This window comes from Thiococcus pfennigii, from assembly GCF_016583835.1.
GTDB lineage: Bacteria > Pseudomonadota > Gammaproteobacteria > Chromatiales > Chromatiaceae > Thiococcus > Thiococcus pfennigii.
Window position 1 is genome coordinate 1 of the sequence record NZ_NRRW01000058.1, and the last position, 23,442, is coordinate 23,442.

Sequence of the window (23,442 nt, forward strand, 5' to 3'; positions counted from 1 at the left end):
CGGTGCCCCGCCGCCCACGCCCCTTCCCTGTCCTGACGAAGCGCCGCCGGCGGCCTGTTCGGTCATCGCCGACGGCCTTCGATTCGCGGCGCCGACGCCTGTCCGCGCGTCGTCCGCGCCCCTCCTGACATGGCGCAACGCCTCCGATCGATTCATCCCCCGTCCACGGTACGGTAGCGGCAACGTCATCCGGCCTCTCTAACCTGTGCGTCGCGACCGGGCGTTCACGACCGCGCCGCTCCGGTTCGGCCGGCGGCGCTGGCAGACGAGTCACCGCGGGGGTACAGATGAAGAGACGCGCATTACTGAAGGCCGGGACGCTGGGCCTCGCAGGCCTGGCCCTGGGCGGCGAGCAGCTGGCCTGGCTGATCGGCGAGGCCGCAGCGCAGGGGCGCGAGGACGGCGAGCCTTGGCGGTTCGGCATCATGGCCGATACCCAGTGGAAGACCAGCGACGATTGGCGCAACCCGGGCACCTGCGCGGTCGAGATCATCGAGGCGCTGAACCGCCAGTTCATCGCCGCGGACGTCAGGTTCGTCATCCAGGTCGGCGACCTGGTCAACAAGGAGGACTGGACGCACATCGATACCGGACAGACCGAGCGCACACTGGCTTACCGCGCCGCGGCCGCCCGGCCGCTCTATGATGCGGGCATCGGCTTCTTCCCGGTGCGCGGCAACCACGAGTCCTCGCAGACCGCGGCCGGCGAGATCCCCGCGCTCTTCCCGCAGACCCTCGGGGAGGGCGGCAACCTCTTCGGCGTCAGTCGCATCGTCGCGAGCGACAATGACGCCCTGCGGGGCCTGAGCTACGCGTTGGACTTCGAGAACCTGCGCATCGTCCTCATCGACCAGTTCACCCGCAAGGACGGGAGCGGCAGCACCGACGACAACGCCGTCGATCAGGTCGATTGGGTCGACCGCGTGCTCGCCGATCGCCCCTCGGACGGCCATGCGTTGGTCATGGCCCACAAGAATCTGATCGGCCAGAATCACGTCGACTGCCTGTTCGGCGCGACCCCGCAGGAGAACCCCCTTGCCCGCAACCGCTTCATCGGGAGCCTGCAGTCCAACCGGGTCGCCTTCTGCTTTGGCGGGCACGACCACATGCATTTCCGCTCGCGCGTCGCGAGCCCCGATCGCACGGCTGTGGCCGAACAGGTCATCTGTGCATCTAACAGCCACAAGTTCTATACGCCGAAGCGCGGGGACAGCCATCCGGACCACCGGGCCCGACGCGAGGCACCGATCGCCCAGGAACTCTACACGATCGGCTACTACATCGTGACCGTCGACGGTCCCTGCCTCACCGTCGAGTTCTACTCCGCGAGCCACGGCCAGGATTACGGCGCCGTGAAGCTGACCGAGGGTCCGCGCGTCGGGCCCTTCCATCTGCGCGAGCGGTTCGGCCACAGCCTCAACGGCCGCGCCTTCGAGATCCCCAACGGTGGTTCCTACAGGGTCGTCGAGGACGGTTTCCGCGGCACCAGGGCACGCATCCTGTCCGGTACCAACCGGGCCCTGCGCGGGGAGGCCGATTACAGCGGCCGGGCCTTGGTGAAGACCGTCAAGACCGGTTGGCGCGAGACGTGCGGCCAGGCCGCGAGCCATGTCCTGAAACTCTGGGGCCTGAACGACAACCTGGCCCTCGTCGACGAGGATCTCGGCGGTCGCCGACCCGAGGACGCGGGGCCGACGACGACAGATCCCTACGTGCTGTCGCTCTCCTATGACGAGGCCCTGGTCCCGCGGGCGGCTCTGCGCAGCGGCCGCTTCTGTCTGCGGGCCAAGGCGGCCGCCGGGCGCTGGGTCGAGGCCGTCGCCCTCAATGCCGGGGGCTCCGCGCGCTTCGTCCTCGGTCCCTGGCGATCGAGCGCACGCCTCGGTACCTTCGGGGTCGACCTCGAGCATCGCACGGTCTGGGCCGTCCTGAACCGCGAGGGCGAGTTCGCCGCCGCCTGGAATGCGCAGGGGCCGATCCTCGCCTGAGCGTCCACCGCGCGACCTGCCCGGGGCGACCTCCACGTGCCGGGAGGCCGCCCGCCGCGCGGCGAGGTTCAGCGATCGTGAACGGCCGGCTGCCGGAGATAGCCCTGCGCCTCGTCGAAGAGCCGGCGGCGGCCGAAGATGATCTGCCAGCGGCTGCCACCGGTCTGGCGCCAGAGCATCGCGCCGCGGATGCCGGCGAGCAGCAGGGCGCGGATGCGGTTCTGGTTGTCCGGGTTGTTCAGGTGCAGCGGCTCGCCGCGCACCATGATCCGCGGCGGCAGCGAGCTGATCGTCTTGGCGTAGATATCGGCCATGTGGGCGAAGATGGCCGGGTCGAGGAGGGCGTGGTGCTCGAGCATGACGGTCGCCTCGTCGATCCCGGCGCGGATCGCGGCGAGCAGGTCGGGACGGGCGGCGAGGCGCTGTTCGAGCTTCATCAGCGTGATGACGTAGCGGGTCGGCTCCATGTCGCGCTCGGTGGTGTTCGTCATCTGCTCGATGACCTTGCGGGCGCCGACCGAGACCGCCCCGGGCGGTCCGAAGACGCTGGCGACGTTGTCGGCATCGACCTGGAAGAGGCTGAACAGACAGGGCTCGACGGCGGCCGTGTCCACCGAGCCGTGGCGGGCGATGCGCATCACGCAGTGGACCGCCTGGTAGATGCCGGCTAGGGCGATGAGCCGATCGCGATCGCTGTAAGCCATCCGTTCCTCTCCTGAAAGCCTGTCAAGGGTACCTTGAAAGATTCAAGGCGCCCGCGCGGGCAAGGATGCCCGTCTTGAAGAATTGCCCGGATGGCAATTTTTCAAGGTCCCCTCAAGATGCCTGTGCGATGACGGCTCCGCCGAGGCACTCGTCGTGGCGGTAGAGCACGATCGCCTGCCCTGGGGTCACCGCGCGTTGCGGGCGGTCGAAGGTCACCCGGCACGCCGAATCATCGTAACTCAGGAGCAGACAATCCTGCAGCGGCTGGCGATGGCGCAGCCGCGCCCGGCAGCGGTAGGGCGGCGGCCCGGGCGGGTGCCCGGCGATCCAGTGCAACTGGCTGCCTGCGACCTCGCGGCTCATCAGCAGCGGGTGGTCGCCGCCCTGGACGACGATCAGGGCATTGCGCGCCAGGTCCTTGCCGGCGACGAACCAGGGCGCCTCGCCGCCACCGGCCAGGCCGCCGATGCCGAGGCCCTGGCGTTGGCCGATCGTGTAATAGGCGATACCCTGGTGCTCGCCGACGACGCGCCCGTCGGGGGTCTCGATCGGGCCGGGGGTGGGCGGCAGGTAGCGGGCCAGGAAATCGCGGAAGCGTCGCTCGCCGATGAAGCAGATGCCGGTGCTGTCCTTCTTCGCGGCGTTGGCGAGGCCGGCGCGTCGGGCGATCCGCCGGACCTCGGCCTTGGTCAGGTCGGCCAGCGGAAAACGGCTGTGGCGCAACTGGTCCTGGTTCAACAGGTGCAGGAAGTAGGTCTGGTCCTTGTCGGGGTCCGCGCACAGGCGCAGTCGGGCGCCGTCGGCATCCTGGGTCAGGCGGGCATAGTGGCCGGTCGCGATCCCGGCGGCGCCGAGCCGCAGGGCATGGTCGAGGAAGGCCTGGAACTTGATCTCCCGGTTGCAGAGGACGTCCGGGTTCGGCGTCCGCCCGGCGCGGTATTCGGCGAGGAACTGGGCGAAGACCCGGTCCCAGTACTCGGTGGCGAAGTTCACCGTATGCAGCGCGATCCCCAGGTGCTCGGCGACCGCGTGCGCATCGGCCAGGTCGGCGGCGGCCGCGCAGTAGCCGGCGGTGTCGTCCTCCTCCCAGTTCTTCATGAAGAGGCCCTGTACGTCGAAGCCCTGCTCACGGAGTAGTAGGGCGGCGACGGCCGAGTCGACCCCGCCGGAGAGGCCGACGACGATCGTCTCGCCGGGGGCGGCGGGCGAGGCACGCGCGGGGCTAGAGGCAGGGGACATGGGGTGGCGTTCGGCTGGTGGTCGGGTCGGGCGGCGCGCGGTGCGCCTGCGCGTGGCTTGGTCGGGGTGATAGGATAATGGCTTTGACGACCACGGGGTACTGAACGAACATGGCCTACGACAAGATCGAGATCCCTGCCGACGGCGAGAAGATCCGCGTCAACGACGACTTTTCGCTCGCGGTGCCGGCGCGACCCATCATCCCCTACATCGAAGGGGACGGCATCGGCGTCGACATCACGCCGGTGATGCGGCGGGTCGTCGACGCGGCGGTCGAGAAGGCCTACGGCGGCGCGCGGCAGATCCGCTGGATGGAGATCTACGCCGGGGAGAAGTCGACCCGGATCTACGGCGAGGATGTCTGGCTGCCGGACGAGACGCTCGCGGCGGTTCGCGACTTCGTCGTCTCGATCAAGGGGCCGCTGACGACCCCGGTCGGTGGCGGCATCCGCTCGCTCAACGTGACGCTTCGGCAGCAACTCGACCTCTACGTCTGCCTGCGCCCGGTGCGCTACTTCAAGGGGACGCCGAGCCCGCTCAAGGAGCCCGAGCATACCGACATGGTGATCTTCCGCGAGAACTCGGAGGACATCTACGCTGGCGTCGAGTGGCAACAGGGCACCCCCGAGGTCAAGCGCCTGATCCGCTTCCTCCAGGACGAGATGGGAGTGACCAAGATCCGCTTCCCCGAGACCTCCGGCATCGGCATCAAGCCGGTCTCGATCGACGGCACCAAGCGCCTGGTGCGCAAGGCCATCCAGTATGCGATCGACAATGACCGCGCGTCGGTGACCCTGGTCCACAAGGGCAACATCATGAAGTTCACCGAGGGCGCCTTCAAGCAATGGGGCTACGATCTGGCGAAGGAGGAGTTCGGCGCGACCGAGCTCGACGGCGGCCCCTGGTGCCAGTTCACGAACCCCAAGACCGGGCGCCAGATCGTCATCAAGGACGTCATCGCGGACGCCTTCCTGCAGCAGATCCTGCTGCGGCCGAAGGACTACGACGTGATCGCGACGCTGAACCTCAACGGCGACTACATCTCCGACGCGCTGGCCGCCCAGGTCGGGGGCATCGGCATGGCGCCCGGGGCCAATCTGTCGGATTCGGTCGCCATGTTCGAGGCGACGCACGGCACGGCCCCCAAATACGCCGGCAAGGACCAGGTCAACCCGAGTTCGCTGCTCCTCTCCGCCGAGATGCTGCTGCGGCACCTGGGCTGGACCGAGGCGGCCGATCGGATCATCCGCGGCGTCGAGGGCGCGATCGCCGGCAAGACGGTCACCTACGACCTGGAGCGGCTGATGGACGGGGCGACCAAGGTCAGCTGCTCGGGCTTCGGCGAGGCGGTCATCGCCAACATGTAGTGCGGTCGGGCCGCCCCGCGTAGGGGCCCGCTTGCGGGCGACGGGCGGCGGCGCCGTCACCGCGGCCCGCGCCCCTTCGTTCGAGGGGCGCGGGTATCGCCGAGGGTCAGACGACCCGAGAGACCCGGGCCGCGTGCAGCCCCTTGGGTCCCTGGGTCACCTCGAATGCGACCTTCTGCCCCTCGCGCAGGGTCTTGTAGCCGTCCATATCGATTGCCGAGAAATGGACGAACACATCCTCCTCCCGTCCATCGGGCTTGACGAAGCCATAGCCCTTGGCATTGTTGAACCACTTGACAATACCAGTGATCATTAGACGTACTCCTCCGAAATTGCCGCGTTCTGGCAGCTGCTGTTGTTATTCCGAGTCTGCTTGAACGATCGCCCCCTTCGGGCGGTCCATCGAGGTACGGCGAGAAGGCGCCTGTCGGCCTCCGCGCCGCGCCCGTCGCGGCTGCGACGGGAACCGGCGGGACATCCCTGTCCACGGGGCCGCGCTCGTGGGGCACTGGAAATCGTCAAGTCCCCTTCGACCCAGGTCTCGGCACGAGACCTGGCGCGCGCCCTTGCCCGGCATGCGGGATGCGACGCCGCCTGACTGCGTCGCACTGGCAAAGTATAGTAATCTGATTTTATTGGTCAAACCCCGCCTCTCAGGGCTGGAGGTGGGCCGGACCGACGGGCCGACGGGCACGCAGACGTGGCGGCACCCCGGCAGATGGAACTGCCCGTGTCTCGGTGACCGGACGACCGCTTCGGCGGCAGCCCCGAGGTCGGGTGAGGCGCGCTGGCACGGCGGTCGCTGCGAACGAAGAGGCTCGCGCGCCGTAACCCGACAGCGGCCTTGCTGGCGCCGCGTCGCCGGGCGTCGGGTTGCGCCCCGCGGGGCTCACCCGACTACGGCCCCGGCGACATCGGCAAGGCCCGTCTGGTTGGACGCCCGCACGGCCCTCGATGGGCAAAGGCGGGGGTTTCCGGAGGTGGCTCGATCGATCCAGGTCCCCGTTAGGATGCCGAGGATGAGCGAGCGGAGTGGAAGTTGGCGCGGGTCGCCAACACATTGCAACGAAGAAATCGTCGCCGACCTCGGGGCGCCGGCGGCGACCAGGTCGCGTCGCCGACTCGGCCCCCGGGGCCGCATCGGATAACGAACTGGGTTCATGTGATCAGTCAACCATGAGTGACCATCAGCATAACGACGAACGCGATCGGGGCGTCGCGGTCGAGGAGGCGAAGCCGAAGCTGCGGCGTCCGCCCATGTTCAAGGTCCTGCTACTGAACGACGACTACACGCCGATGGATTTCGTGGTGCAGGTCTTGCAGACATTTTTCGCGATGAACAGGGAGAAGGCGACCCAGATCATGCTCCATGTCCATACCCGCGGGGTCGGGGTCTGCGGGGTCTACACGCGCGAGATCGCCGAAACCAAGGTGATGCAGGTCAACGACTTTTCTCGCAGTCACCAGCACCCATTGATGTGCACGATGGAAGAGGCCTAATTTTCGTTCAACTCCGGTCAATCCAGCACGGTCTCAGGCAATGCTAAGTAAAGAGCTCGAATTCACGCTCAATCAGGCCTACAAACAGGCCCGCGAGAGGCATCACGAGTATATGACGGTGGAGCATATGCTGTTGTCGCTGCTGGATAATCCGACAGCGGCCAAGGTGCTGCGGGCCTGCGGGGCGGACGCCGAACGTCTGCGCAAGGAGATCCTCCAGTTCATCGACGAGACGACCCCGTTGATCCCGGCCGGCGACAAGCGCGAGACGCAGCCGACGCTCGGCTTCCAGCGGGTCCTGCAGCGGGCGGTCTTCCATGTCCAGTCGGCCGGCAAGAAGGAGGTCACCGGCGCCAACGTCCTCGTCGCCCTCTTCAGCGAGCAGGACTCCCAGGCCGTCTACCTGCTCAATCAGCAGAACATCACGCGCCTGGATGTCGTCAACTTCATCTCGCACGGGATCTCGAAGGTACCGGGGGAGAACCCGGACGAGGAGATGCAGGGCGAGGGCGAGGAGTCGCGCGGCGATGAGAAGGAGTCGTCGAGTCCGCTCGACAGCTTCGCGACGAACCTCAACGAGCTGGCGCGTCAGGGGCGGATCGATCCGCTGATCGGCCGTGGTCTGGAGCTCGAGCGTACCCTCCAGATCCTCTGTCGGCGACGCAAGAACAACCCGCTGCTGGTCGGCGAGGCCGGCGTCGGCAAGACGGCCATCGCCGAGGGGTTGGCGAAGAAGATCGTCGACAAGGACGTGCCCGAGGTCCTCGCCGATGCGGTCGTCTGGTCACTCGATCTCGGCGGTCTGGTGGCCGGGACCAAGTACCGCGGCGACTTCGAGAAGCGCTTGAAGGCGGTGCTGGCCCAACTGCGCCGCCAGCCGAACGCGGTCCTCTTCATCGACGAGATCCACACCATCATCGGTGCCGGGGCGGCCTCGGGCGGCGTCATGGACGCCTCGAACCTGATCAAGCCGGTGCTGGCCTCCGGGGAGCTGCGCTGTATCGGTTCCACGACCTACCAGGAATACCGCGGGATCTTCGAGAAGGATCGGGCGCTCGCCCGGCGGTTCCAGAAGATCGACATCCTGGAGCCGTCCGTCGAGGAAACGGTCGAGATCCTCAAGGGCCTGCGCGGGCGCTTCGAGGGCCACCATCAGGTGACCTACACGCAGGCGGCCCTGCGCGCGGCGGCGGAGCTGTCGGCCAAGTACATCAACGATCGCCACCTGCCCGACAAGGCGATCGACGTCATCGACGAGGCCGGCGCGAACGTCCAGCTGCGCCCGGCGAACAAGCGCAAGAAGCGCATCGACGTCGGCGATGTCGAGGCGATCGTCGCCAAGATCGCCCGCATCCCGCCGCGCAAGGTCTCGATGTCGGACACCGAGGCGCTGAAGAACCTCGATCGGGACCTCAAGATGGTGGTCTTCGGCCAGGACGAGGCGATCGACGCGCTGACGGCGGCGATCCGCATGAGTCGCTCGGGACTCGGCAACGAGGAGAAGCCAATCGGCTCGCTGCTGTTCACCGGCCCGACCGGCGTCGGCAAGACGGAGGTGACCCGTCAGCTGGCGCGCATCCTGAGCATGGAGCTGATCCGCTTCGACATGTCCGAGTACATGGAGCGGCACACGGTCTCGCGCCTGATCGGCGCACCGCCCGGGTACGTCGGCTTCGATCAGGGCGGGCTCCTGACCGAGGCGATCACCAAGCATCCGCACGCGGTCCTGCTGCTCGACGAGATCGAGAAGGCCCACCCGGATGTCTTCAACCTGCTGTTGCAGGTCATGGACCACGGGACCCTGACCGACAACAACGGCCGCAAGGCGGACTTCCGCAACGTCGTGGTGGTGATGACGACGAATGCCGGGGCCGAGGAGACGAGCCGCCGCTCGATCGGCTTTGCCGAACAGGACCACTCGACAGATGGCATCGAGGCCCTGCGGCGCTACTTCACGCCGGAGTTCCGCAACCGGCTCGATGCGATCGTCCAGTTCCGCACACTCTCACCGGAGATCATCGCCAACGTCGTCGACAAGTTCATCTTCGCCCTGGAGCAGCAGTTGGCGGACAAGCAGGTCGCGTTGAGCGTGGATGCCGATGCGCGCGCCTGGCTCGCCGAGCGCGGCTACGACCGGCAGATGGGCGCACGGCCGATGGCCCGGGTGATCCAGAACCACATCAAGAAGCCGCTGGCCAACGAACTCTTGTTCGGTGTCCTGGCCCACGGCGGTTCGGTCCGTGTCCATGTCGCCGACGGCGAACTCGCGTTCGACCTGAAGGGGCCACGCTAGGTCGCTCCGGGCTCTGGCTCAGGGGCGGCCCGCCGCTGCACCGCGGGCAAGCCCTGCCCGCGCGCCGACCGCGCGCCGACTCAGCGGGCGCGGTAGACGATGCGGCCCTTGGTCAGGTCGTAGGGCGTCAGCTCCACGGTGACCTTGTCGCCGGTCAGGATGCGGATGTAGTGCTTACGCATCTTCCCGGAGATGTGGGCGGTGACGACGTGGCCGTTCTCGAGCTCGACGCGAAACACCGTATTGGGCAGGGTCTCCAAGACCGTGCCTTCCATCTGAATGACATCTTCTTTGGACATTGTCGATCTGGTCCTGTAATAAAACCGTGGAATTATACCATCACGGTCGGACGCCGGCACGATACGACCGGAGCATCGCATCGGGCGGCGGCTGAGGTTGGCCAAGCCGAGATCACAGGCCGTCGGCGAGCGGTCGATCTACGAACTCGGGCACGACCTGCTCGGGACTGATGCCCGGTTTCTCGACGCTCAAAAAGGGCTCTGACCCCTTTTCTGCCAGCGGGCGATGAGGGCGCGGACCTCGGCGATGGCGACCGGGACGGCCGCCGCGACCGGCGGGCTGAGTGCGTCGTCCCAGTCGATGTGGGCCGGCTCGATGCCGATCAGCGCCCGACGAGCGGGCAGGCTGTCGGTCAGGCGGGCCATGTCGAGCAGGTCGGCGAGGCTGACCTCGTGGACGCTCGCGCTCCGGCGGCGCAACTGGCGATCCATCGCCGCGTCCTCGAAGACGCGCACGGTGCCGGGCGCCGTGTCCATCGCCGCGGCGTCGACGACGATCAGGCGCGCCGCCGCACCGATCGGCTCGGCCAGCGTGAAGCTGAGCGTGCCGCCGTCAAGGCACCAGAGGGTCTCGTCGGCGGGGGCGGCGCCCTCGCGCAGCCGGCGCACGACGGCGGCACCGACCCCCTCGTCGCCGAGGAGGACGTTGCCGATGCCGAGGACGAGGGTCGTTGCTGCCATGATCGATCTCCTTTGTCCCAAGGTGCCAAGCGGCGCAATGGCATCCCCGCCGCCCGCTCAGGGGGACTGCGCGATCAGAACGCACCTGACCGGATGATCCTAGAAGCGTCAGTTGGACGGCCTCTGAGGTGCGTCCCGCGGGGTGTGCCTCGAGGGTCGTAGCGCCCTTCACCTAGCTGGTGAACCTGCGTCGCACAAAGATTCGATAGTCTTTCCAAGACTTGAATCGATGGCGAAGCGGTCAACTGCCGTTTCTAGGATGATGGGTCCGCGACCGCGATAGAATGCGTCCGTCGTCGAGGTTCGATTGTCGGGTGACGCAGGGCATCCTGGCGCTGACCCCCGAGATCGGCCTGACCTCATGAGCCCTCGTCTGCCACGCCCCCCGATGCCGCTCGACGCCGAATGATGGATCTCTCGTCCTACGCCCACCTCTGGGTCGTCTTCGCGCTGCTCTCGGCCTTCTTCCACGCCTCGCGTCTGGCGGTGACCAAGTGGCTGGGCCTGACCTTCTCGGCCGAGGTCCTGACCCTCTACGTCAACCTGGCGAGCCTCGTGGTGACCCTCCCGCTGGTCTTCTGGCACCACGACTTTCCGCTGACCAACGGCACCTATCTGGCCGCCGTCCTCTGCGGCGGGTTGGTCTCCGGGCTCGGCGGTTGGGCGCTCAACTACGCGCTCCACCGCAGCGAGGTGTCGGTCGTCGGCCCCGTGATGACGCTCACACCCGGTTTCGTGATCCTGATCGAGTGGCTGCTGATCGGCAGCCTGCCGGGGGCGATGGGCCTCGTCGGGATCGCGCTCCTCGTGGCCGGCAGCTACATGCTGAGCGTGACCGGCGTGCCGGGGCGTCGACCCTTCAGCGAACTGCTCTCCGCCGACGGTGGCCGCTACGCGCTGATCGCCGCGGCCTGCTTCGCCGCCGCGAGCACCCTCGGACGGATCGGGATCCAGCTGAGCGATCCGCTGTCGTTCGCCGTCATCGTCGCCGTCGTGAACCCCTTCGTGCTCGTCGCGATCTTCCTGGTCCGGGACCGGGCCTTCTATCGCGGGATCAGGCTCGCCGAGATCCGCCGCACGGCCTGGGCGCTGCTGCTCCTCGGTCTGCTGTTCGCGCTCATGCGGATCGCCGACCAGATCGCGCTGAGTCTCACCCTGGCCTCCTACGCGATGGCCGTCAAGCGCATGGCCGGGCTCTTCGCGGTGCTGCTCGGGTGGCGCCTCTTCGCCGAGCCGCGCCCGCTGCCGAAGCTGGCCGCGAGCGCCGTCATGCTGCTCGGCGTCCTCTCGCTGACGCTGAGCTGACGACGCTCGCCGACGCGGCGGGCGGCCTGCTCAGGCGGCGCTGGCGAGGAACGGATAGTCGGTGTAGCCGTGCGCGTCGCCGCCGTAGAAGGTCGCCTCGTCCGGGGTATTGAGGGGCGCATCGCGACGCAGGCGCTCGACGAGGTCCGGGTTGGCGATGAAGGGCCGGCCGAAGGCGATCAAGTCGGCGCTGTCCTCGGCGCGGGCGGCCAGTGCCAACGCCCGCGTATAGCCGTTGTTGGCGATGTAGGTCCCTGGGAAGAGACGCCGCAGCGTCGCGAGCTGGAAACGATGGCCGGTCTCGCGCGGGCCACCGGTCACGCCCTCGACGACATGCAGGAAGCCGATGCCGCGGGTCGCGAGTTCGCCGACCACATGCGTGAAGAGCGGTTCGGGGTCGCTGTCGTCGATGTCGTTGACCGGCGAGAGGGGCGAGAGGCGCACGCCGACGCGCCCTTTGTCCCAGACCTCGAGCACGGCGTCGGTGACCTCGAGCAGCAGCCGGGCGCGGTTCTCGATCGCGCCGCCGTAGGCGTCGGTGCGCCGGTTGGTCTTATCGCGCAGGAACTGATCGAGCAGGTAGCCGTTGGCCGCGTGGATCTCGACGCCGTCGAACCCGGCCTCCTTCGCGTTCTCAGCGGCCCGGCGATAGTCGGCGACGAGGCCGGGGATCTCGTCGATGGCCAGCGCCCGCGGCGTCACCATGTCGACCATCCCGCGACCGGTGAAGACCTGGCCGGTGGCCCTGACGGCGGAGGGTGCCACCGGCAGCGCGCCGCCCTCCTGCAAGTCCGGGTGCGAGATGCGCCCGACGTGCCAGAGCTGGATGACGATCTTGCCGCCGTGCGCGTGCACGGCCTCGGTGATCGCGCGCCAGCCGGCGATCTGGGCGGTGCTGTAGATCCCCGGGGTTTGGATGTAGCCCTTGCCCTGCGGCGAGATCTGCGACGCCTCGGTGATGATCAGACCGGCCGTGGCGCGCTGGACATAATAGGTCGTCATCAGCGGCGTCGGCACATCGCCCGCGCCGGCGCGGCTGCGGGTCAGCGGCGCCATGACGATGCGATTGGCGAGCGCCAGGTCGCCGAGGCGGTAGGGCTGGAAGAGATCGCTGGTGTCTTCGCTCATCGGGTGATCCTTGTTCGGTTGCGTACGGAGTTGCTCGCGAGTCGCCGTCTCGCCGGTCACATCAGGTCGGCCAATTGGAGCAGCGTGATCCCGAGGCTCGTGAAGAGGACCGAGCCGATCGTCGTCAGGACGACGATGTTGGCCGATAGCGGCGCGTTGCCGCCCATCGCGCGCGACATCACGTAGCTGGAGGCGGCGGTCGGGGCCGCCGACATCAGGAACAGGATGCCGAGTTCCATGCCGCGCAGTCCGGCGAGCAGCGCGAACGCGGTGAGGGCCGCCGGGGCGAGGAGGACCTTGCCGACCGTGGCGATCAGGGCGTTGCGCGAGTCCAGGCGCAGCGTCGCGAGGCTCAGGGAGCCGCCGGTGCACAGGAGCGCGAGCGGCAGGGTCATCTGCGCGAAGTACTCGCCGGTGTCGAGCAGCAGCTCGGGCAGCGGCACCTCGAGGTAGGCGAAGGGCAGGGCCGTGACGATGCCGATGATGAGCGGATTCATCAGGATGCCCTTCACGAGCGCGAGCCGCGGTCCCCGGTGCCCGAGCGAGCGGCTCAGCGTGATGACCGCCAGCACATTGTAGAGGATCGACAGCAGACCCAGATAGAGCGCGGCGGCGGCCAGCGCCCGATCGCCGTAGGCGTTCACGCAGTAGGCGAGCCCGATGATCCCCATATTGCCGCGGTAGATCCCCTGGACGACGACCCCACGGTCCACCGGCGGGGCGACGAGCCGGGCGGCGATCGCCTCGGCGAGGGCGAAGAGGGCCAGCGTGCCGAGCACTCCGACACCGATGAGGGTCAGGTTGGCGGTCTGCTCGAAGTGCGTCTGGCTGATCGTGAGGAACAGCAGGCACGGCAGCGTGACGTTGAAGACCAGCCGTGTGCCCCCGTCGATGAAGGCGGTGGTCAGCAGCCCCGCGCGGGCCAGGACGACGCCCATGACCAGGACCAGGATGATGGGTCCGGTGACCGATAGCGCGAATTGTAGGGTAGCGAGGAATTCGTTCATCGCGGGGCGGCGGTCGGCGTACCATCGGGCGCCGTCAGGCTGGCCATGGCGTGTCAGTACCGATAGGCGGATTCGATCCGGGCACGCGTCAGGACGCCGTAGATGCGATTGATGCCGGGGGCGATCGGGCGCCGGACGTAGAGGGCCTCGGCGCCTTGCGACTGGAGGATATCGAGGGCCTCCTTGAGCGTCGCCTCCAGGTGCACCGGGGCGAGTTCCAGACGCTCGGCCGGGATCGCGAGCAGGTCGATCGCGTCCTCGTCGGGGTTCTGCGCGAGATAGGTCGCGACCGCGATGCCCGGCATCAGATAGGTCGGGCGGCCGTCGCGCTCGACGATGACCCAGCGCGGCCCGTCGCCACCGATGAGGTCTTTGGCCTCGGCCCGGCGCAGATGCGGGCCGTGGCGCACGAAGTCTCGGTTCATGACGCCGCCGACACCGCTGCGGCGCAACATCTCGACGACCGGGTTGGTGCGGTAATCGAGCCCGTTCGCCCGCAGCATGGTGACGAACATCGAGTCCTTGCCGAACACCTCCCGGGCGGTCAGGGCGGCGAGGATGATCGCCAGCATGCCCGGCATGATGACGCCCGGACTGTGGCTGAGTTCCAGGACCGCCGTGAGCGCCGCGAGCGGCGCCTGGAGGCTCGCCCCCATCATGGCCCCCATCCCCAGCAGGGCGTAGAAGCTGACGTCGCCGACCTCGATGATGCCGAGGTCGGCGGCCAGGCCGCCAACCAGATTGCCGAGGATCGCGCCCATGAAGAGCGCCGGGCCGATGGTGCCGCCCGGGATCCCGAGGCCGATGCTGGTCGAGGTCGCGAGGAGCTTGACGACCAGCAGGGTCACGAGGAAGGACCAGGGCGCGTGCTGCGTCAGCAGCGTCGCCTGGGTGTCGTAGCCGAGGCCCATGACGGCCGGGGCCAGCGCACCGAGGAGGCCAGCCGTCGCCCCGGCGATGGCGAGGCGTGGGACGAACGCGAGCCGCCGGCCGAGCCGAGCGATCGTCTGCAGCGACTGGATATAGACCACCGACACGACACCGGCGAAGAGGCCGAGGACGGCGACCGGCAGCAGGTCGTCGAGCGAGGAAAGCAGGATGGTGGGGACCTGGAAGGCCGGGGCGCTGCCGAAGATGGCCAGCGATACCGCATCGGCGCTCACCGCTGCCAGCATGACCGGCATGAACGCCGCGATGCTGTACTCCAGGGCGAACACCTCGAGCGCGAAGATGACGCCGGCGAGCGGCGTGTTGAACGAGGCGGCGATGCCGGCCGCGGTGCCGCAGACGACGATGGTGCGGATGCTGTTGTTCGGCAGGCGCAGGAGCTGACCCAGCAGGCTGCCGCTCGCCGCCCCCAGGTGGACGTGCGGCCCCTCGCGCCCGACCGAGTGGCCGCTGGCGATTGCGAGCGCCGCGCCGAGGAACTGCATGACGAACTCGCGCGGTTCGAAGTGTCCCTGGTGGTACTCCATGCGCTCCATGACCCGAGCGACGCCGAGGACGTAGGTCCCCTTGGCGAAGCGCCAGAAGATCGCGGCGATGAGCAGGGCGCCGAGAAACGGCAACGACAGCCGCACCCAGACCGGCAGCGCCTCGTAGTTCTCGCCGTTGCCTGGCAGCATCGCGGCCTGAGTACCCTCGACGACCAGGCGGAAGGCGACGATGACGGTCCCGGCGACGAGTCCGGTCACGAGCCCGAGCAGGACGTGCCAGAAGAGGGCGTCGGGGCGCGCGAGGTGGATGCGCAGCGACTCCAGCCGCGAACGGAGCCAGTGTGCGAGCAGGCGGGGTTGTGACATGCGGCATTCTGGCAACGACCGTCCCCAGTTGACAACCGCCGCGCCGGCTGCGGGAGCCGTGCCGTCAGGTCGATCGCGGAGACGGCCAAGGATCCCCGGCTTCGGTCGAGGCCAGGGTGGCTTCGCGGTCGAGGAAGCGGCGGGCCAGGAAGAGGCCGGCGATCGTGCGGGCCTCGCCGAAGTCCGGCTGCACGAGGAGTTCATCGAGGGCGTCGAGCCGCCAGGGCACGACCTCGATCGGCTCGGGCTCATCGCCGACGGCGCGGCGCGGATAGAGGTCGCGGGCGAGGACGACCAGCGTGTGGTGCTGGATATAGCCGGGGACCAGCGACACGCGTTGGATGATCTGGAGTTCGCGCGCGCCGTAGCCGACCTCCTCCTGCAGTTCGCGATCGGCGGCGGTCAAGGGGTCTTCGCCCGGCTCGACGACGCCCTTGGGCAGGCCGAGCTCGTAGCGCTCGGTGCCGGCCGCGTACTCGCGGATCAGGAGGACGGTGCGGGGGTCGCGCAGCGCGACGATCATCACCGAGTCCGGGCCACCGAGGAGGCGTTCGTAGGTACGTCGGGCGCCGTTGGCGAATTCCAGATCCAGCTGTTCGATCCGGAACAGCCGGCTCTGGGCGGCGAGGCGACGGGCGAGGACCTTGGGTCTTGCGGGCATCTTGGAGACTCCTGGGGACGGCTCGTCCTGAAGCGCCGACGCGGTGTCGAGGCGTCAGGACCGAACGTTGGATCGATCGGTCGGGCATCGGCCGTGTGCCTCGATCGTCGTCAGGGCGAACGGCGGGATGCGCTGGGCTTTCCCGCCCTACGGGCCGTGCCGATGTCGCGAGGGCCGTAGGTCGGGTTAGCCCCTCGGGGCGTAACCCGACGGCGCAGGCGACGTCGGCGGGGGCCGCGGTCGCGTTAGACTAGGCCGGCGGCTCCGCCGCGCTCGGCTTCCCCGATCAAGAGGATTATCCCCGTGGCACCACCCGAGATCGATTGGTCGTCGATCGACACTGTCTTCCTCGACATGGACGGCACCCTGCTCGATCTGCACTTCGACAATCACTTCTGGCTCGAACATGTCCCGCTGCGCTATGGCGAGGCGCGGGGCCTCGATCTGGCCGCGTCCAAGGCACTGCTGTACGGCAAGTACCGCGACCGGGAAGGGACCCTCGACTGGTACTGTGTCGACCATTGGAGCCGGGATCTCGGCCTCGACATCGCGCTGCTCAAGCAGGAGGTGGAGCACCTGATCGGGGTCCATCCCCACGTGCTCGATTTCCTCTCGGCCCTGGCCGCGTGCGGCAAGCGTCGGGTGCTGGTGACGAACGCCCACCAGAAGTCGATCGCGCTGAAGATGCAGCGCACGGCCCTCGCCGGCCAACTCGATGGCGTCATCTGCGCGCACGACCTGGCCGAGCCGAAGGAGTCGCCGGCCTTCTGGGAGCGGGTCCAGGCCATCGAACCCTTCGACCGCGCCCGGACCCTGTTCGTCGACGACAACGAGCAGGTGTTGCGCACGGCCCGCGCCTACGGCTTCCAGTGGCTGTTGGCGGTGCTGGCGCCCGATTCGCGCCGCCCGGCGCGGGCGGCCAGCGACTTCCCGGCGATCCGTCACTTCGCCGACCTGCTGCCGGGTTTGCGCGGCGAGGGCGGCCGCTGACGATGAGCCGCCTCTCGGGACCTACGACGGCTCGGCCGGTGGCGTCGTGGCGGCGGCACCGTCGGTGCGACCGGCCGGTCGACGCCGGCGCCGGCGCCGTTTCTTCGGCGCGGTCGGGGACGCGTCCGGGCGCTCGGTCTGGGCCTCTGCCGCGGCGGGGGCCGTCGCAGCCGGCGCCTCGCGTGGCCCGTCCAGGTCGGCGTCGCGTCGCCCGCGTGGTGGGGGGCGCTGGCCGCGCTCGGCGGGGCGACCGCGGGGGCGATCCTCGCGGGTCAGGCGCTCGCGGCGCGGCGTGCGCACCCGGCTCCGCGGATCGATCTCGGCGAGCAACTCGGGGTCGAGGTGCGTCACCGGCACCTTGGCGCCGATGAAGGCCTCGATATCCGGCAGCGAGAAGGCGTAGGTCTCGCAGACGAAGCTGATGGCTGCGCCGTCCGCGCCGGCGCGCGCGGTGCGGCCGATGCGGTGGACGTAGTCCTCGGCGTCTTCGGGGAGATCGTAGTTGAGGACGTGCGTCACATCCGGGATGTGCAGGCCGCGTGCGGCCACGTCGGTCGCGACGAGGATCGGCAGGTCGCCGGCCGTGAAGTGACGCAGCAGGCTCAGGCGCTTCTTCTGCGGGACATCGCCCGAGAGGATCGCCGCCTTGAAGCCGTTGCCCTCGAGATAGCCCCAGATGCGCTCGGTCTCGCGCTTGGTGTTGGCGAAGACGATGACCCGTGCCCCCGCGAGGCGACGCAGCAGCCCGATCAGCAGCGGGATCTTCTCGTCGTTCGCCACCATGTAGCCACTCTGGGTGACCCGTTCGGCGGTGACCCGATCCGGCTCGACCTTGATCAGCTCGGGGTTGTTCATGTGCTCGTAGGCGAGCTCGGTGACCCGGTAGGAGAGGGTCGCCGAGAAGAGCAGCCCCAGGCGCTGCTCCGGGGGCGGCATGCGCCGCAGCAGGAAGCGGATGTCCTTGATGAAGCCGAGGTCGAACATCCGGTCCGCCTCGTCGAGGATCGCGACCTCGATCTGGCCCAGGCTGAAGACCCGCTGCTTGAGGTAGTCGATCAGCCGCCCGGGGGTGCCGATCAGGATGTCGACGCCGCGGGCGAGATCATCGCGCTGTTGCTGGTAGCCGGTGCCACCGTAGACCAGCCCGACGCGGAAGTCCGTGTACTTGGTGAGCGCCAGCGTGTCGCGGTGGATCTGCACCGCCAGTTCCCGGGTCGGGGCCAGGATCAGCACGCGCGGGTGGCTGCCTTGGCCGGCCGGCGGGCTCGGGCTGGTCAGCAGGCGCTGGAGGGTCACGATGAGGAAGGCCGCGGTCTTGCCGGTGCCGGTCTGGGCCTGGCCGGCGACGTCGCGGCCGGCAAGGCCGATCGGCAGGGTCTCGGCCTGGATCGGCGTGCAGTGGGTGAAACCCACCTCGTCGAGGGCCTTGAGGATTCGGGGGTCGAGATCGAAGCTGTCGAAGCGTGTTTCGGTCAGATGTGTGTCCGTCATCGATGAGGATCATTCCTAAGGGGAGGGTCGGCCCGGCAGGCTCGCCAGGCTTGCAAAATCTCTGCTCTTTCGCTCAAATAGCATCTTACCCAAGGGCCCATCCCAACGCCAATCCAGCCTGAACACGCCCTCGCGGCGAGCGTCGGTCCCGCGACCATCAAGACCCTTCGCCGTACCTAGGCCAAAAAATCCAATGGGAGACCAGTGTAGTGAGCGACAGCATCGTCCATGTGACGGATGATTCCTTCGAGCGAGACGTATTGCAATCATCCGAACCGGTTTTGGTGGACTACTGGGCGGACTGGTGCGGACCCTGCAAGATGATCGCCCCCGTCCTCGACGAGATCGCCACCGAGTACGCCGGCCGGATCCGGGTCGCCAAGCTCAATATCGACGAGAACCCCAACACCCCGCCGCGCTACGGCATCCGGGGCATCCCGACCCTGATGCTCTTCAAGGACGGGGAGGTCGAGGCCACCAAGGTCGGGGCCGTCTCCAAGTCGCAGCTCACCGCCTTCATCGACAGCAATCTCTGATACCACGCGGGGTCGCAACCTCTCGACGACCCCTGCCAGCCGCATCGTCGATCACCGGGGCGGCCGCTGCGGCGCCCCGTCCGTTGCGCGAAGACCTTTACCCTCCGTCCCGCTCCTGCGCCCGACGCACTGTCCTGGCGGGGCGTCGTTCAACAACCCTCACCGCTACCCTCGAATGCAGCCGAGATGAACCTAACAGAACTGAAAAAGACCCCCGTGCCAGACCTGGTGGAGTTGGCCCAGTCGATGGAGATCGAAGGCGTCGGTCGCTCGCGCAAGCAGGACCTGATCTTCGCCATCCTCAAGGCCCAGGCCCGACGCGGCGAGGACATCTACGGCGACGGCGTATTGGAGATCCTGCAGGACGGCTTCGGCTTTCTGCGCTCGGGGGACGCCTCCTACCTGGCCGGGCCGGACGACATCTACGTCTCGCCGAGCCAGATCCGGCGCTTCGCGCTGCGCACCGGCGACACCATCTCGGGCAAGATCCGCCCGCCGAAGGACGGCGAGCGCTACTTCGCGCTGCTCAAGGTCGGGGACATCAACTACGACCGGCCCGAGAATGCCAAGACCAAGATCCTCTTCGAGAACTTCACGCCGCTCTTCCCGCAGAAACGCCTCAAGCTCGAACTCGGCAACGGCAGCACCGAGGACATCACGGCGCGCACCATCGACCTGGTCGCACCCATCGGCATGGGTCAGCGCGGCCTGATCGTCTCGCCGCCGAAGGCCGGCAAGACGATGATCCTCCAGAACATCGCCCAATCGATCGGGCACAACTATCCAGACTGCTACCTGATCGTCCTGCTCATCGACGAGCGCCCGGAGGAGGTCACCGAGATGGCCCGCTCGGTGCGCGGCGAGGTCATCTCCTCGACCTTCGACGAGCCGGCGACGCGCCACGTCCAGGTCGCCGAGATGGTCATCGAGAAGGCCAAGCGGCTCGTCGAGCACAAGCGCGACGTGGTCATCCTGCTCGACTCCATCACCCGTCTCGCCCGCGCCTACAACACGGTCGTGCCCTCCTCGGGCAAGGTCCTGACCGGCGGCGTCGACGCCAACGCCCTGCAGCGGCCGAAGCGCTTCTTCGGCGCGGCGCGCAACGTCGAGGAGGGCGGCTCGCTGACGATCCTCGCCACGGCGCTCGTCGACACCGGCTCGCGGATGGACGACGTCATCTACGAGGAGTTCAAGGGCACCGGCAACATGGAACTGCACCTCGACCGGCGCATCGCCGAGAAGCGCATCTTCCCGGCGATCAACATCAACCGCTCCGGCACACGCCGCGAGGAGCTGTTGATGAACCCCGATGAGCTGCAGAAGATGTGGATCCTGCGTCGGATCCTGCACCCGATGGACGAACTCGCCGCGATGGAATTCCTCCACGACAAGCTCAAGGCGACCAAGACCAACGGCGAGTTCTTCGACTCGATGCGCGGTTAGGTCGCCATCCCGTAGGGCGGGAAAGCACAGCGCATCCCGCCATCACCCGCAACGCGTAGGGCGGGAAAGCACAGCGCGTCCCCCCATCACCCGCAACCCGTAGGGCGGGAAAGCACAACGCATCCCGCCGTCACCCGCAACCCGATCGGCTACCGGCCTTGCGCCTTGCCCCAGCTGTCGCGCAGGCCAACCGTGCGGTTGAAGCAGAGTCGCTCGGCGCTCGAATCCGGATCGACGACGAAGTAGCCCTCGCGCTCGAACTGGAAGCGCTCGCCCGGCTGTGCGCCGGCCAAGGCCGGCTCGACGCGGGCGCCGTCGATGACGACCAGCGACGCTGGATGGATGTCCTCGCGGAAGTCGCGCCCGTCGCTGCCTGGCTCCGATACCTGGAACAGCCGGTCGTAGAGCCGTACCTCGGCGGCGGGCGCCTCGGCCGCCGGCACCCAGTGGATCACCCCCTTGACCTTGCGCCCCTCCGGATTGGCGCCCAGCGTCGCCGGGTCGTGGCTCGCCCGCAACGCGACGACGGCGCCGGTCTCGTCCTTGACGACCGCCTCGCAGCGGATCACGTAGCCATAGCGCAGCCGCACCTCACCGCCGGGGACGAGGCGCTTGAAGCCCTTCGGCGGATCCTCGGCGAAGTCCTCGCGATCGATGTAGATCTCGCGCGTGAACGGGATCTGGCGGATGCCCTGGGTGGCGTCCTTCGGGTGGTTGGCCGCCTCCAGGGACTCGCTGTGGTCCGCCGGCAGCGTCTCGATGATGACCTTGAGCGGGCGCAGCACGGCCATGCGGCGCGGCGCGCTGGCATCCAGGTCGTCGCGGATCGCGCTCTCGAGCATCGCCATCTCGACCAGGTTGTCGGACTTGGTCACGCCGATCCGGTCGCAGAAGGTGCGGATGGCCGTCGGCGTATAGCCGCGCCGGCGCAGGCCGGCGATCGTCGGCAGGCGCGGATCGTCCCAGCCCTGGACATGGCCCTCGTCGACGAGCTGCGTCAGGCGCCGCTTGCTCATGACCGTGTATTCGAGGTTCAGACGGCTGAACTCGATCTGGCGCGGCTTGCACGGGACGGACACATGGTCGATGCACCAGTCGTAGAGCGGGCGGTGATCCTCGAACTCGAGCGTGCACAACGAATGCGTGATCCCCTCCAGCGCATCCGAGATCGGGTGCGTGTAGTCGTAGGTCGGGTACAGGCACCACTCGCTGCCGGTCTGGTGGTGGATCACGCCGTGGCGGATGCGGTAGAGGACCGGGTCGCGCAGGTTGATGTTCGGCGAGGCCATGTCGATGCGCGCCCGCAGCGTGCGGGTGCCGTCCGGAAACTCGCCGGCCCGCATCCGCCGGAACAGCGCCAGGTTCTCGGCGACGGGGCGGTCGCGGCAGGGGCTGTCGCGGCCGGGGACCGTCAACGTCCCGCGGTACTCGCGGATCTCCTCGGCGCTCAGGTCGCAGACGTAGGCTAGGCCCTTCTCGATCAGCTCGACGGCGAAGCCATAGAGCTGCTCGAAATAGTCGGACGCGAAATAGACTCGCTCGCCCCAGTCATAGCCGAGCCAGCGCACGTCGGCCTTGATCGCCTCGACGAACTCGCGGTTCTCCTTGTGCGGATTGGTGTCGTCGAAGCGCAGGTTGCAGGTGCCCGGGTAGTCCTGCGCGAGCCCGAAATTGAGCACGATCGACTTGGCGTGGCCGATGTGCAGATAGCCATTCGGCTCGGGTGGGAAGCGGGTCGCGATGCGGGCATGGCGGCCCGCGGCCAGATCCTCGTCGATGATCTGGCGGATGAAGTTGGTCCTGGTGGTGACGACTGGCTCGGGCATGGCTGGGTCTGCTGGGTGGCGCGATCGAAACCCGAAATTCTAACGGGCGGGCGGCCTTTCGGATACAGCGGCGGGCGATGGCGGCGGGCCGGCGTTCGGCCTAGGGGGCGAGAGCGCGGGGTAGGGCAGGTGAGGCCCGAACCGCAGCGATCCGAAATGAGACGGTTCGCCCTCGCTCACCACATCTTTCTACGGGGTGTGGTCTCCCGGAGATCGTCCGAAACACCGGGCCTCGCCGGTGCCGGGTCGAGCCTGAACGACGCTGACCAGGCCGCCCCGGGCACGACGCGCAGGCTCGGTATGGCCGTTGGCCGATGGTCGATCGAGAAACCGATCGGTGAAACCTATTCGTAATGCGTCCACATGCGGATGATCTTGATCACCCGGATGTCGGGTAAGACCTGGTAGACGAGTCGATGCTGGATGTTGATTCGACGCGAGTACGCACCGCTGAGATTACCAACCAATTTTTGGTAAGGCGGTGGTGTGGCATAAGGATTCCCTTCCAGCGTTGCGAGTAGCCGTTCAGCTTGTTGTTTGAGCCCCGCTGAAGCGACCCTTCTTGCGTCCTTCTGGGCTTGCTTCGTATAGACGAGCTTCCAGCTCACCAATCGAGATCCTCGTCGCAATGCTCGATCGAGGTATTCAAGCCCTCGACGATGGAATCCGTCATCCCGGGAACGGAATTGAGATAAAGGGTTTCTTGGATCGCTCGCCAATCCTCTTCCGCGATCAAGACGGCCGAATTTCGCTTGCCGGTAATTTCTATCGGTTCGTGCGATTGAGCGACATCGTCGAGCAGTTGATAAAGTCGCCGCCTCGCCTCTGTTGCGCTGATTGCTGCCATCTCTGACCTCCTATAGCGTACGTCAAAACGTACGCCTTTCTTGCGAAGTCGTCAACCTCTGGCGGCGATCTTGGGCAGGAGCCCAGCATGTTCTGCGACCGAGCCAGGAAGTAGGTTGTGCAGCGCCAACGTTTCCTTCGTTTGTCCGTCCGGCCCGTTGGCGGATGGTCGATCGAGAAACCGATCGGTGAAACCCGTTCGTAATGTGTAACCGGCAACTGAGCGGCGTTATTGCGTCGCCGGCGCCGATCGGCTGAGGTCCGAGCGCAGCGGGTTGTCGGCGAACTGCGGCTTCCACAGCCGCGGGGTCAGCAGGTGGACCTCGGAGGCCGGA

General features: G+C 67.7%; 21 protein-coding genes. 8 read left to right on the forward strand and 13 right to left on the reverse strand.

The features are described from left to right. Positions 1 to 287: 287 nt before the first annotated feature. Positions 288 to 1,988: a metallophosphoesterase family protein gene (locus CKO41_RS15120; protein WP_200255359.1), complete on the forward strand. Its 1,701-nt coding sequence runs from the start codon at positions 288 to 290 to the stop codon at positions 1,986 to 1,988. A 68-nt stretch (positions 1,989 to 2,056) separates the two neighbouring features. On the opposite strand, the gene hflD is transcribed toward CKO41_RS15120, so the two are convergent. Further along, the gene (hflD, locus tag CKO41_RS15125) at positions 2,057 to 2,692 is read right to left on the reverse strand and encodes a high frequency lysogenization protein HflD (RefSeq protein WP_200255360.1); all 636 of its coding nucleotides are present in this window, start codon (positions 2,690 to 2,692) and stop codon (positions 2,057 to 2,059) included. A 112-nt stretch (positions 2,693 to 2,804) separates the two neighbouring features. After that, positions 2,805 to 3,932, reverse strand: coding sequence for a tRNA 2-thiouridine(34) synthase MnmA (mnmA, locus tag CKO41_RS15130; protein ID WP_200382942.1), 1,128 nt, complete (start codon positions 3,930 to 3,932; stop codon positions 2,805 to 2,807). 110 nt (positions 3,933 to 4,042) lie between these two features. Between mnmA and icd the strand changes: the two genes are divergently transcribed. Further along, positions 4,043 to 5,299 (forward strand): NADP-dependent isocitrate dehydrogenase, encoded by a 1,257-nt coding sequence (gene icd, locus CKO41_RS15135; protein WP_200252979.1) that lies wholly within the window; start codon positions 4,043 to 4,045, stop codon positions 5,297 to 5,299. Between the two features lie 106 nt (positions 5,300 to 5,405). On the opposite strand, the gene cspD is transcribed toward icd, so the two are convergent. Then, entirely contained in the window at positions 5,406 to 5,612 is a 207-nt protein-coding gene (gene cspD, locus CKO41_RS15140; RefSeq protein WP_200252981.1) for a cold shock domain-containing protein CspD, read from the reverse strand. A gap of 863 nt (positions 5,613 to 6,475) precedes the next feature. Here cspD and clpS point away from each other — a divergent pair. Together clpS and clpA are read left to right on the forward strand one after the other, a co-directional pair. Further along, positions 6,476 to 6,799, forward strand: coding sequence for an ATP-dependent Clp protease adapter ClpS (gene clpS, locus CKO41_RS15145; protein ID WP_200252983.1), 324 nt, complete (start codon positions 6,476 to 6,478; stop codon positions 6,797 to 6,799). A 40-nt stretch (positions 6,800 to 6,839) separates the two neighbouring features. Then, complete coding sequence (clpA, locus tag CKO41_RS15150; protein ID WP_200382943.1) at positions 6,840 to 9,092, forward strand: ATP-dependent Clp protease ATP-binding subunit ClpA; 2,253 nt, start codon at positions 6,840 to 6,842, stop codon at positions 9,090 to 9,092. 80 nt (positions 9,093 to 9,172) lie between these two features. Here the strand turns inward: clpA and infA are convergent, their stop codons facing one another. Further along, positions 9,173 to 9,391, reverse strand: coding sequence for a translation initiation factor IF-1 (gene infA / locus CKO41_RS15155; protein ID WP_200252987.1), 219 nt, complete (start codon positions 9,389 to 9,391; stop codon positions 9,173 to 9,175). A gap of 189 nt (positions 9,392 to 9,580) precedes the next feature. Further along, complete coding sequence (locus CKO41_RS15160; RefSeq protein ID WP_200252989.1) at positions 9,581 to 10,072, reverse strand: hydrogenase maturation protease; 492 nt, start codon at positions 10,070 to 10,072, stop codon at positions 9,581 to 9,583. A gap of 405 nt (positions 10,073 to 10,477) precedes the next feature. Between CKO41_RS15160 and CKO41_RS15165 the strand changes: the two genes are divergently transcribed. Further along, entirely contained in the window at positions 10,478 to 11,377 is a 900-nt protein-coding gene (locus CKO41_RS15165; protein WP_242464362.1) for an EamA family transporter, read from the forward strand. 30 nt (positions 11,378 to 11,407) lie between these two features. Here CKO41_RS15165 and CKO41_RS15170 read toward each other — a convergent pair whose 3' ends face one another. The 4 genes from CKO41_RS15170 to nudE all read right to left on the reverse strand — a co-directional run bounded on the left by CKO41_RS15170 (position 11,408) and on the right by nudE (position 15,975). After that, on the reverse strand, positions 11,408 to 12,505 hold the full coding sequence (locus CKO41_RS15170) for an alkene reductase (RefSeq protein ID WP_200382944.1): 1,098 nt from the start codon (positions 12,503 to 12,505) through the stop codon (positions 11,408 to 11,410). 56 nt (positions 12,506 to 12,561) lie between these two features. Next, positions 12,562 to 13,512 (reverse strand): AEC family transporter, encoded by a 951-nt coding sequence (locus CKO41_RS15175; RefSeq protein WP_200252993.1) that lies wholly within the window; start codon positions 13,510 to 13,512, stop codon positions 12,562 to 12,564. 53 nt (positions 13,513 to 13,565) lie between these two features. Beyond that, a complete protein-coding gene (locus CKO41_RS15180; protein WP_200252995.1) occupies positions 13,566 to 15,314 on the reverse strand; it encodes a chloride channel protein in 1,749 nt (582 codons plus the stop codon). Between the two features lie 64 nt (positions 15,315 to 15,378). After that, on the reverse strand, positions 15,379 to 15,975 hold the full coding sequence (gene nudE, locus CKO41_RS15185) for an ADP compounds hydrolase NudE (protein ID WP_200252997.1): 597 nt from the start codon (positions 15,973 to 15,975) through the stop codon (positions 15,379 to 15,381). Between the two features lie 303 nt (positions 15,976 to 16,278). Here nudE and yrfG point away from each other — a divergent pair, with 303 nt between their 5' ends. Next, entirely contained in the window at positions 16,279 to 16,965 is a 687-nt protein-coding gene (gene yrfG, locus CKO41_RS15190; protein ID WP_200252999.1) for a GMP/IMP nucleotidase, read from the forward strand. A gap of 21 nt (positions 16,966 to 16,986) precedes the next feature. Here yrfG and rhlB read toward each other — a convergent pair whose 3' ends face one another. Continuing rightward, positions 16,987 to 18,456, reverse strand: a complete 1,470-nt coding sequence (gene rhlB, locus CKO41_RS15195; RefSeq protein WP_200382945.1) for an ATP-dependent RNA helicase RhlB — start codon at positions 18,454 to 18,456, stop codon at positions 16,987 to 16,989. Between the two features lie 209 nt (positions 18,457 to 18,665). On the opposite strand from rhlB, the gene trxA reads away from it, so the two are divergent. Then, entirely contained in the window at positions 18,666 to 18,992 is a 327-nt protein-coding gene (gene trxA, locus CKO41_RS15200; RefSeq protein WP_200253788.1) for a thioredoxin TrxA, read from the forward strand. A gap of 186 nt (positions 18,993 to 19,178) precedes the next feature. Then, entirely contained in the window at positions 19,179 to 20,435 is a 1,257-nt protein-coding gene (gene rho, locus CKO41_RS15205) for a transcription termination factor Rho (RefSeq protein ID WP_200253786.1), read from the forward strand. Between the two features lie 149 nt (positions 20,436 to 20,584). On the opposite strand, the gene CKO41_RS15210 is transcribed toward rho, so the two are convergent. The 3 genes from CKO41_RS15210 to CKO41_RS15220 all read right to left on the reverse strand — a co-directional run bounded on the left by CKO41_RS15210 (position 20,585) and on the right by CKO41_RS15220 (position 23,108). After that, positions 20,585 to 22,261 carry a glutamine--tRNA ligase/YqeY domain fusion protein gene (locus CKO41_RS15210; protein WP_200382946.1) on the reverse strand — a complete coding sequence of 559 codons (1,677 nt, stop codon included), beginning with the start codon at positions 22,259 to 22,261 and terminating at the stop codon, positions 20,585 to 20,587. Between the two features lie 344 nt (positions 22,262 to 22,605). Next, positions 22,606 to 22,869 carry a Txe/YoeB family addiction module toxin gene (locus CKO41_RS15215; RefSeq protein WP_200382947.1) on the reverse strand — a complete coding sequence of 88 codons (264 nt, stop codon included), beginning with the start codon at positions 22,867 to 22,869 and terminating at the stop codon, positions 22,606 to 22,608. Then, positions 22,866 to 23,108 carry a type II toxin-antitoxin system Phd/YefM family antitoxin gene (locus tag CKO41_RS15220; protein ID WP_200254940.1) on the reverse strand — a complete coding sequence of 81 codons (243 nt, stop codon included), beginning with the start codon at positions 23,106 to 23,108 and terminating at the stop codon, positions 22,866 to 22,868. Before CKO41_RS15220 ends, CKO41_RS15215 begins: the two co-directional genes overlap by 4 nt. Positions 23,109 to 23,442: the final 334 nt, after the last annotated feature.

What these genes read in the sequence shown, in the direction of transcription:
- CKO41_RS15120 (WP_200255359.1), top strand. Translation starts at nt 288, where the DNA reads ATGAAGAGACGCGCATTACTGAAGGCCGGGACGCTGGGCCTCGCAGGC.
- hflD (WP_200255360.1), bottom strand. Translation starts at nt 2,692, where the DNA reads ATGGCTTACAGCGATCGCGATCGGCTCATCGCCCTAGCCGGCATCTAC.
- mnmA (WP_200382942.1), bottom strand. Translation starts at nt 3,932, where the DNA reads ATGTCCCCTGCCTCTAGCCCCGCGCGTGCCTCGCCCGCCGCCCCCGGC.
- icd (WP_200252979.1), top strand. Translation starts at nt 4,043, where the DNA reads ATGGCCTACGACAAGATCGAGATCCCTGCCGACGGCGAGAAGATCCGC.
- cspD (WP_200252981.1), bottom strand. Translation starts at nt 5,612, where the DNA reads ATGATCACTGGTATTGTCAAGTGGTTCAACAATGCCAAGGGCTATGGC.
- clpS (WP_200252983.1), top strand. Translation starts at nt 6,476, where the DNA reads ATGAGTGACCATCAGCATAACGACGAACGCGATCGGGGCGTCGCGGTC.
- clpA (WP_200382943.1), top strand. Translation starts at nt 6,840, where the DNA reads ATGCTAAGTAAAGAGCTCGAATTCACGCTCAATCAGGCCTACAAACAG.
- infA (WP_200252987.1), bottom strand. Translation starts at nt 9,391, where the DNA reads ATGTCCAAAGAAGATGTCATTCAGATGGAAGGCACGGTCTTGGAGACC.
- CKO41_RS15160 (WP_200252989.1), bottom strand. Translation starts at nt 10,072, where the DNA reads ATGGCAGCAACGACCCTCGTCCTCGGCATCGGCAACGTCCTCCTCGGC.
- CKO41_RS15165 (WP_242464362.1), top strand. Translation starts at nt 10,478, where the DNA reads ATGATGGATCTCTCGTCCTACGCCCACCTCTGGGTCGTCTTCGCGCTG.
- CKO41_RS15170 (WP_200382944.1), bottom strand. Translation starts at nt 12,505, where the DNA reads ATGAGCGAAGACACCAGCGATCTCTTCCAGCCCTACCGCCTCGGCGAC.
- CKO41_RS15175 (WP_200252993.1), bottom strand. Translation starts at nt 13,512, where the DNA reads ATGAACGAATTCCTCGCTACCCTACAATTCGCGCTATCGGTCACCGGA.
- CKO41_RS15180 (WP_200252995.1), bottom strand. Translation starts at nt 15,314, where the DNA reads ATGTCACAACCCCGCCTGCTCGCACACTGGCTCCGTTCGCGGCTGGAG.
- nudE (WP_200252997.1), bottom strand. Translation starts at nt 15,975, where the DNA reads ATGCCCGCAAGACCCAAGGTCCTCGCCCGTCGCCTCGCCGCCCAGAGC.
- rhlB (WP_200382945.1), bottom strand. Translation starts at nt 18,456, where the DNA reads ATGACGGACACACATCTGACCGAAACACGCTTCGACAGCTTCGATCTC.
- rho (WP_200253786.1), top strand. Translation starts at nt 19,179, where the DNA reads ATGAACCTAACAGAACTGAAAAAGACCCCCGTGCCAGACCTGGTGGAG.
- CKO41_RS15210 (WP_200382946.1), bottom strand. Translation starts at nt 22,261, where the DNA reads ATGCCCGAGCCAGTCGTCACCACCAGGACCAACTTCATCCGCCAGATC.
- CKO41_RS15220 (WP_200254940.1), bottom strand. Translation starts at nt 23,108, where the DNA reads ATGGCAGCAATCAGCGCAACAGAGGCGAGGCGGCGACTTTATCAACTG.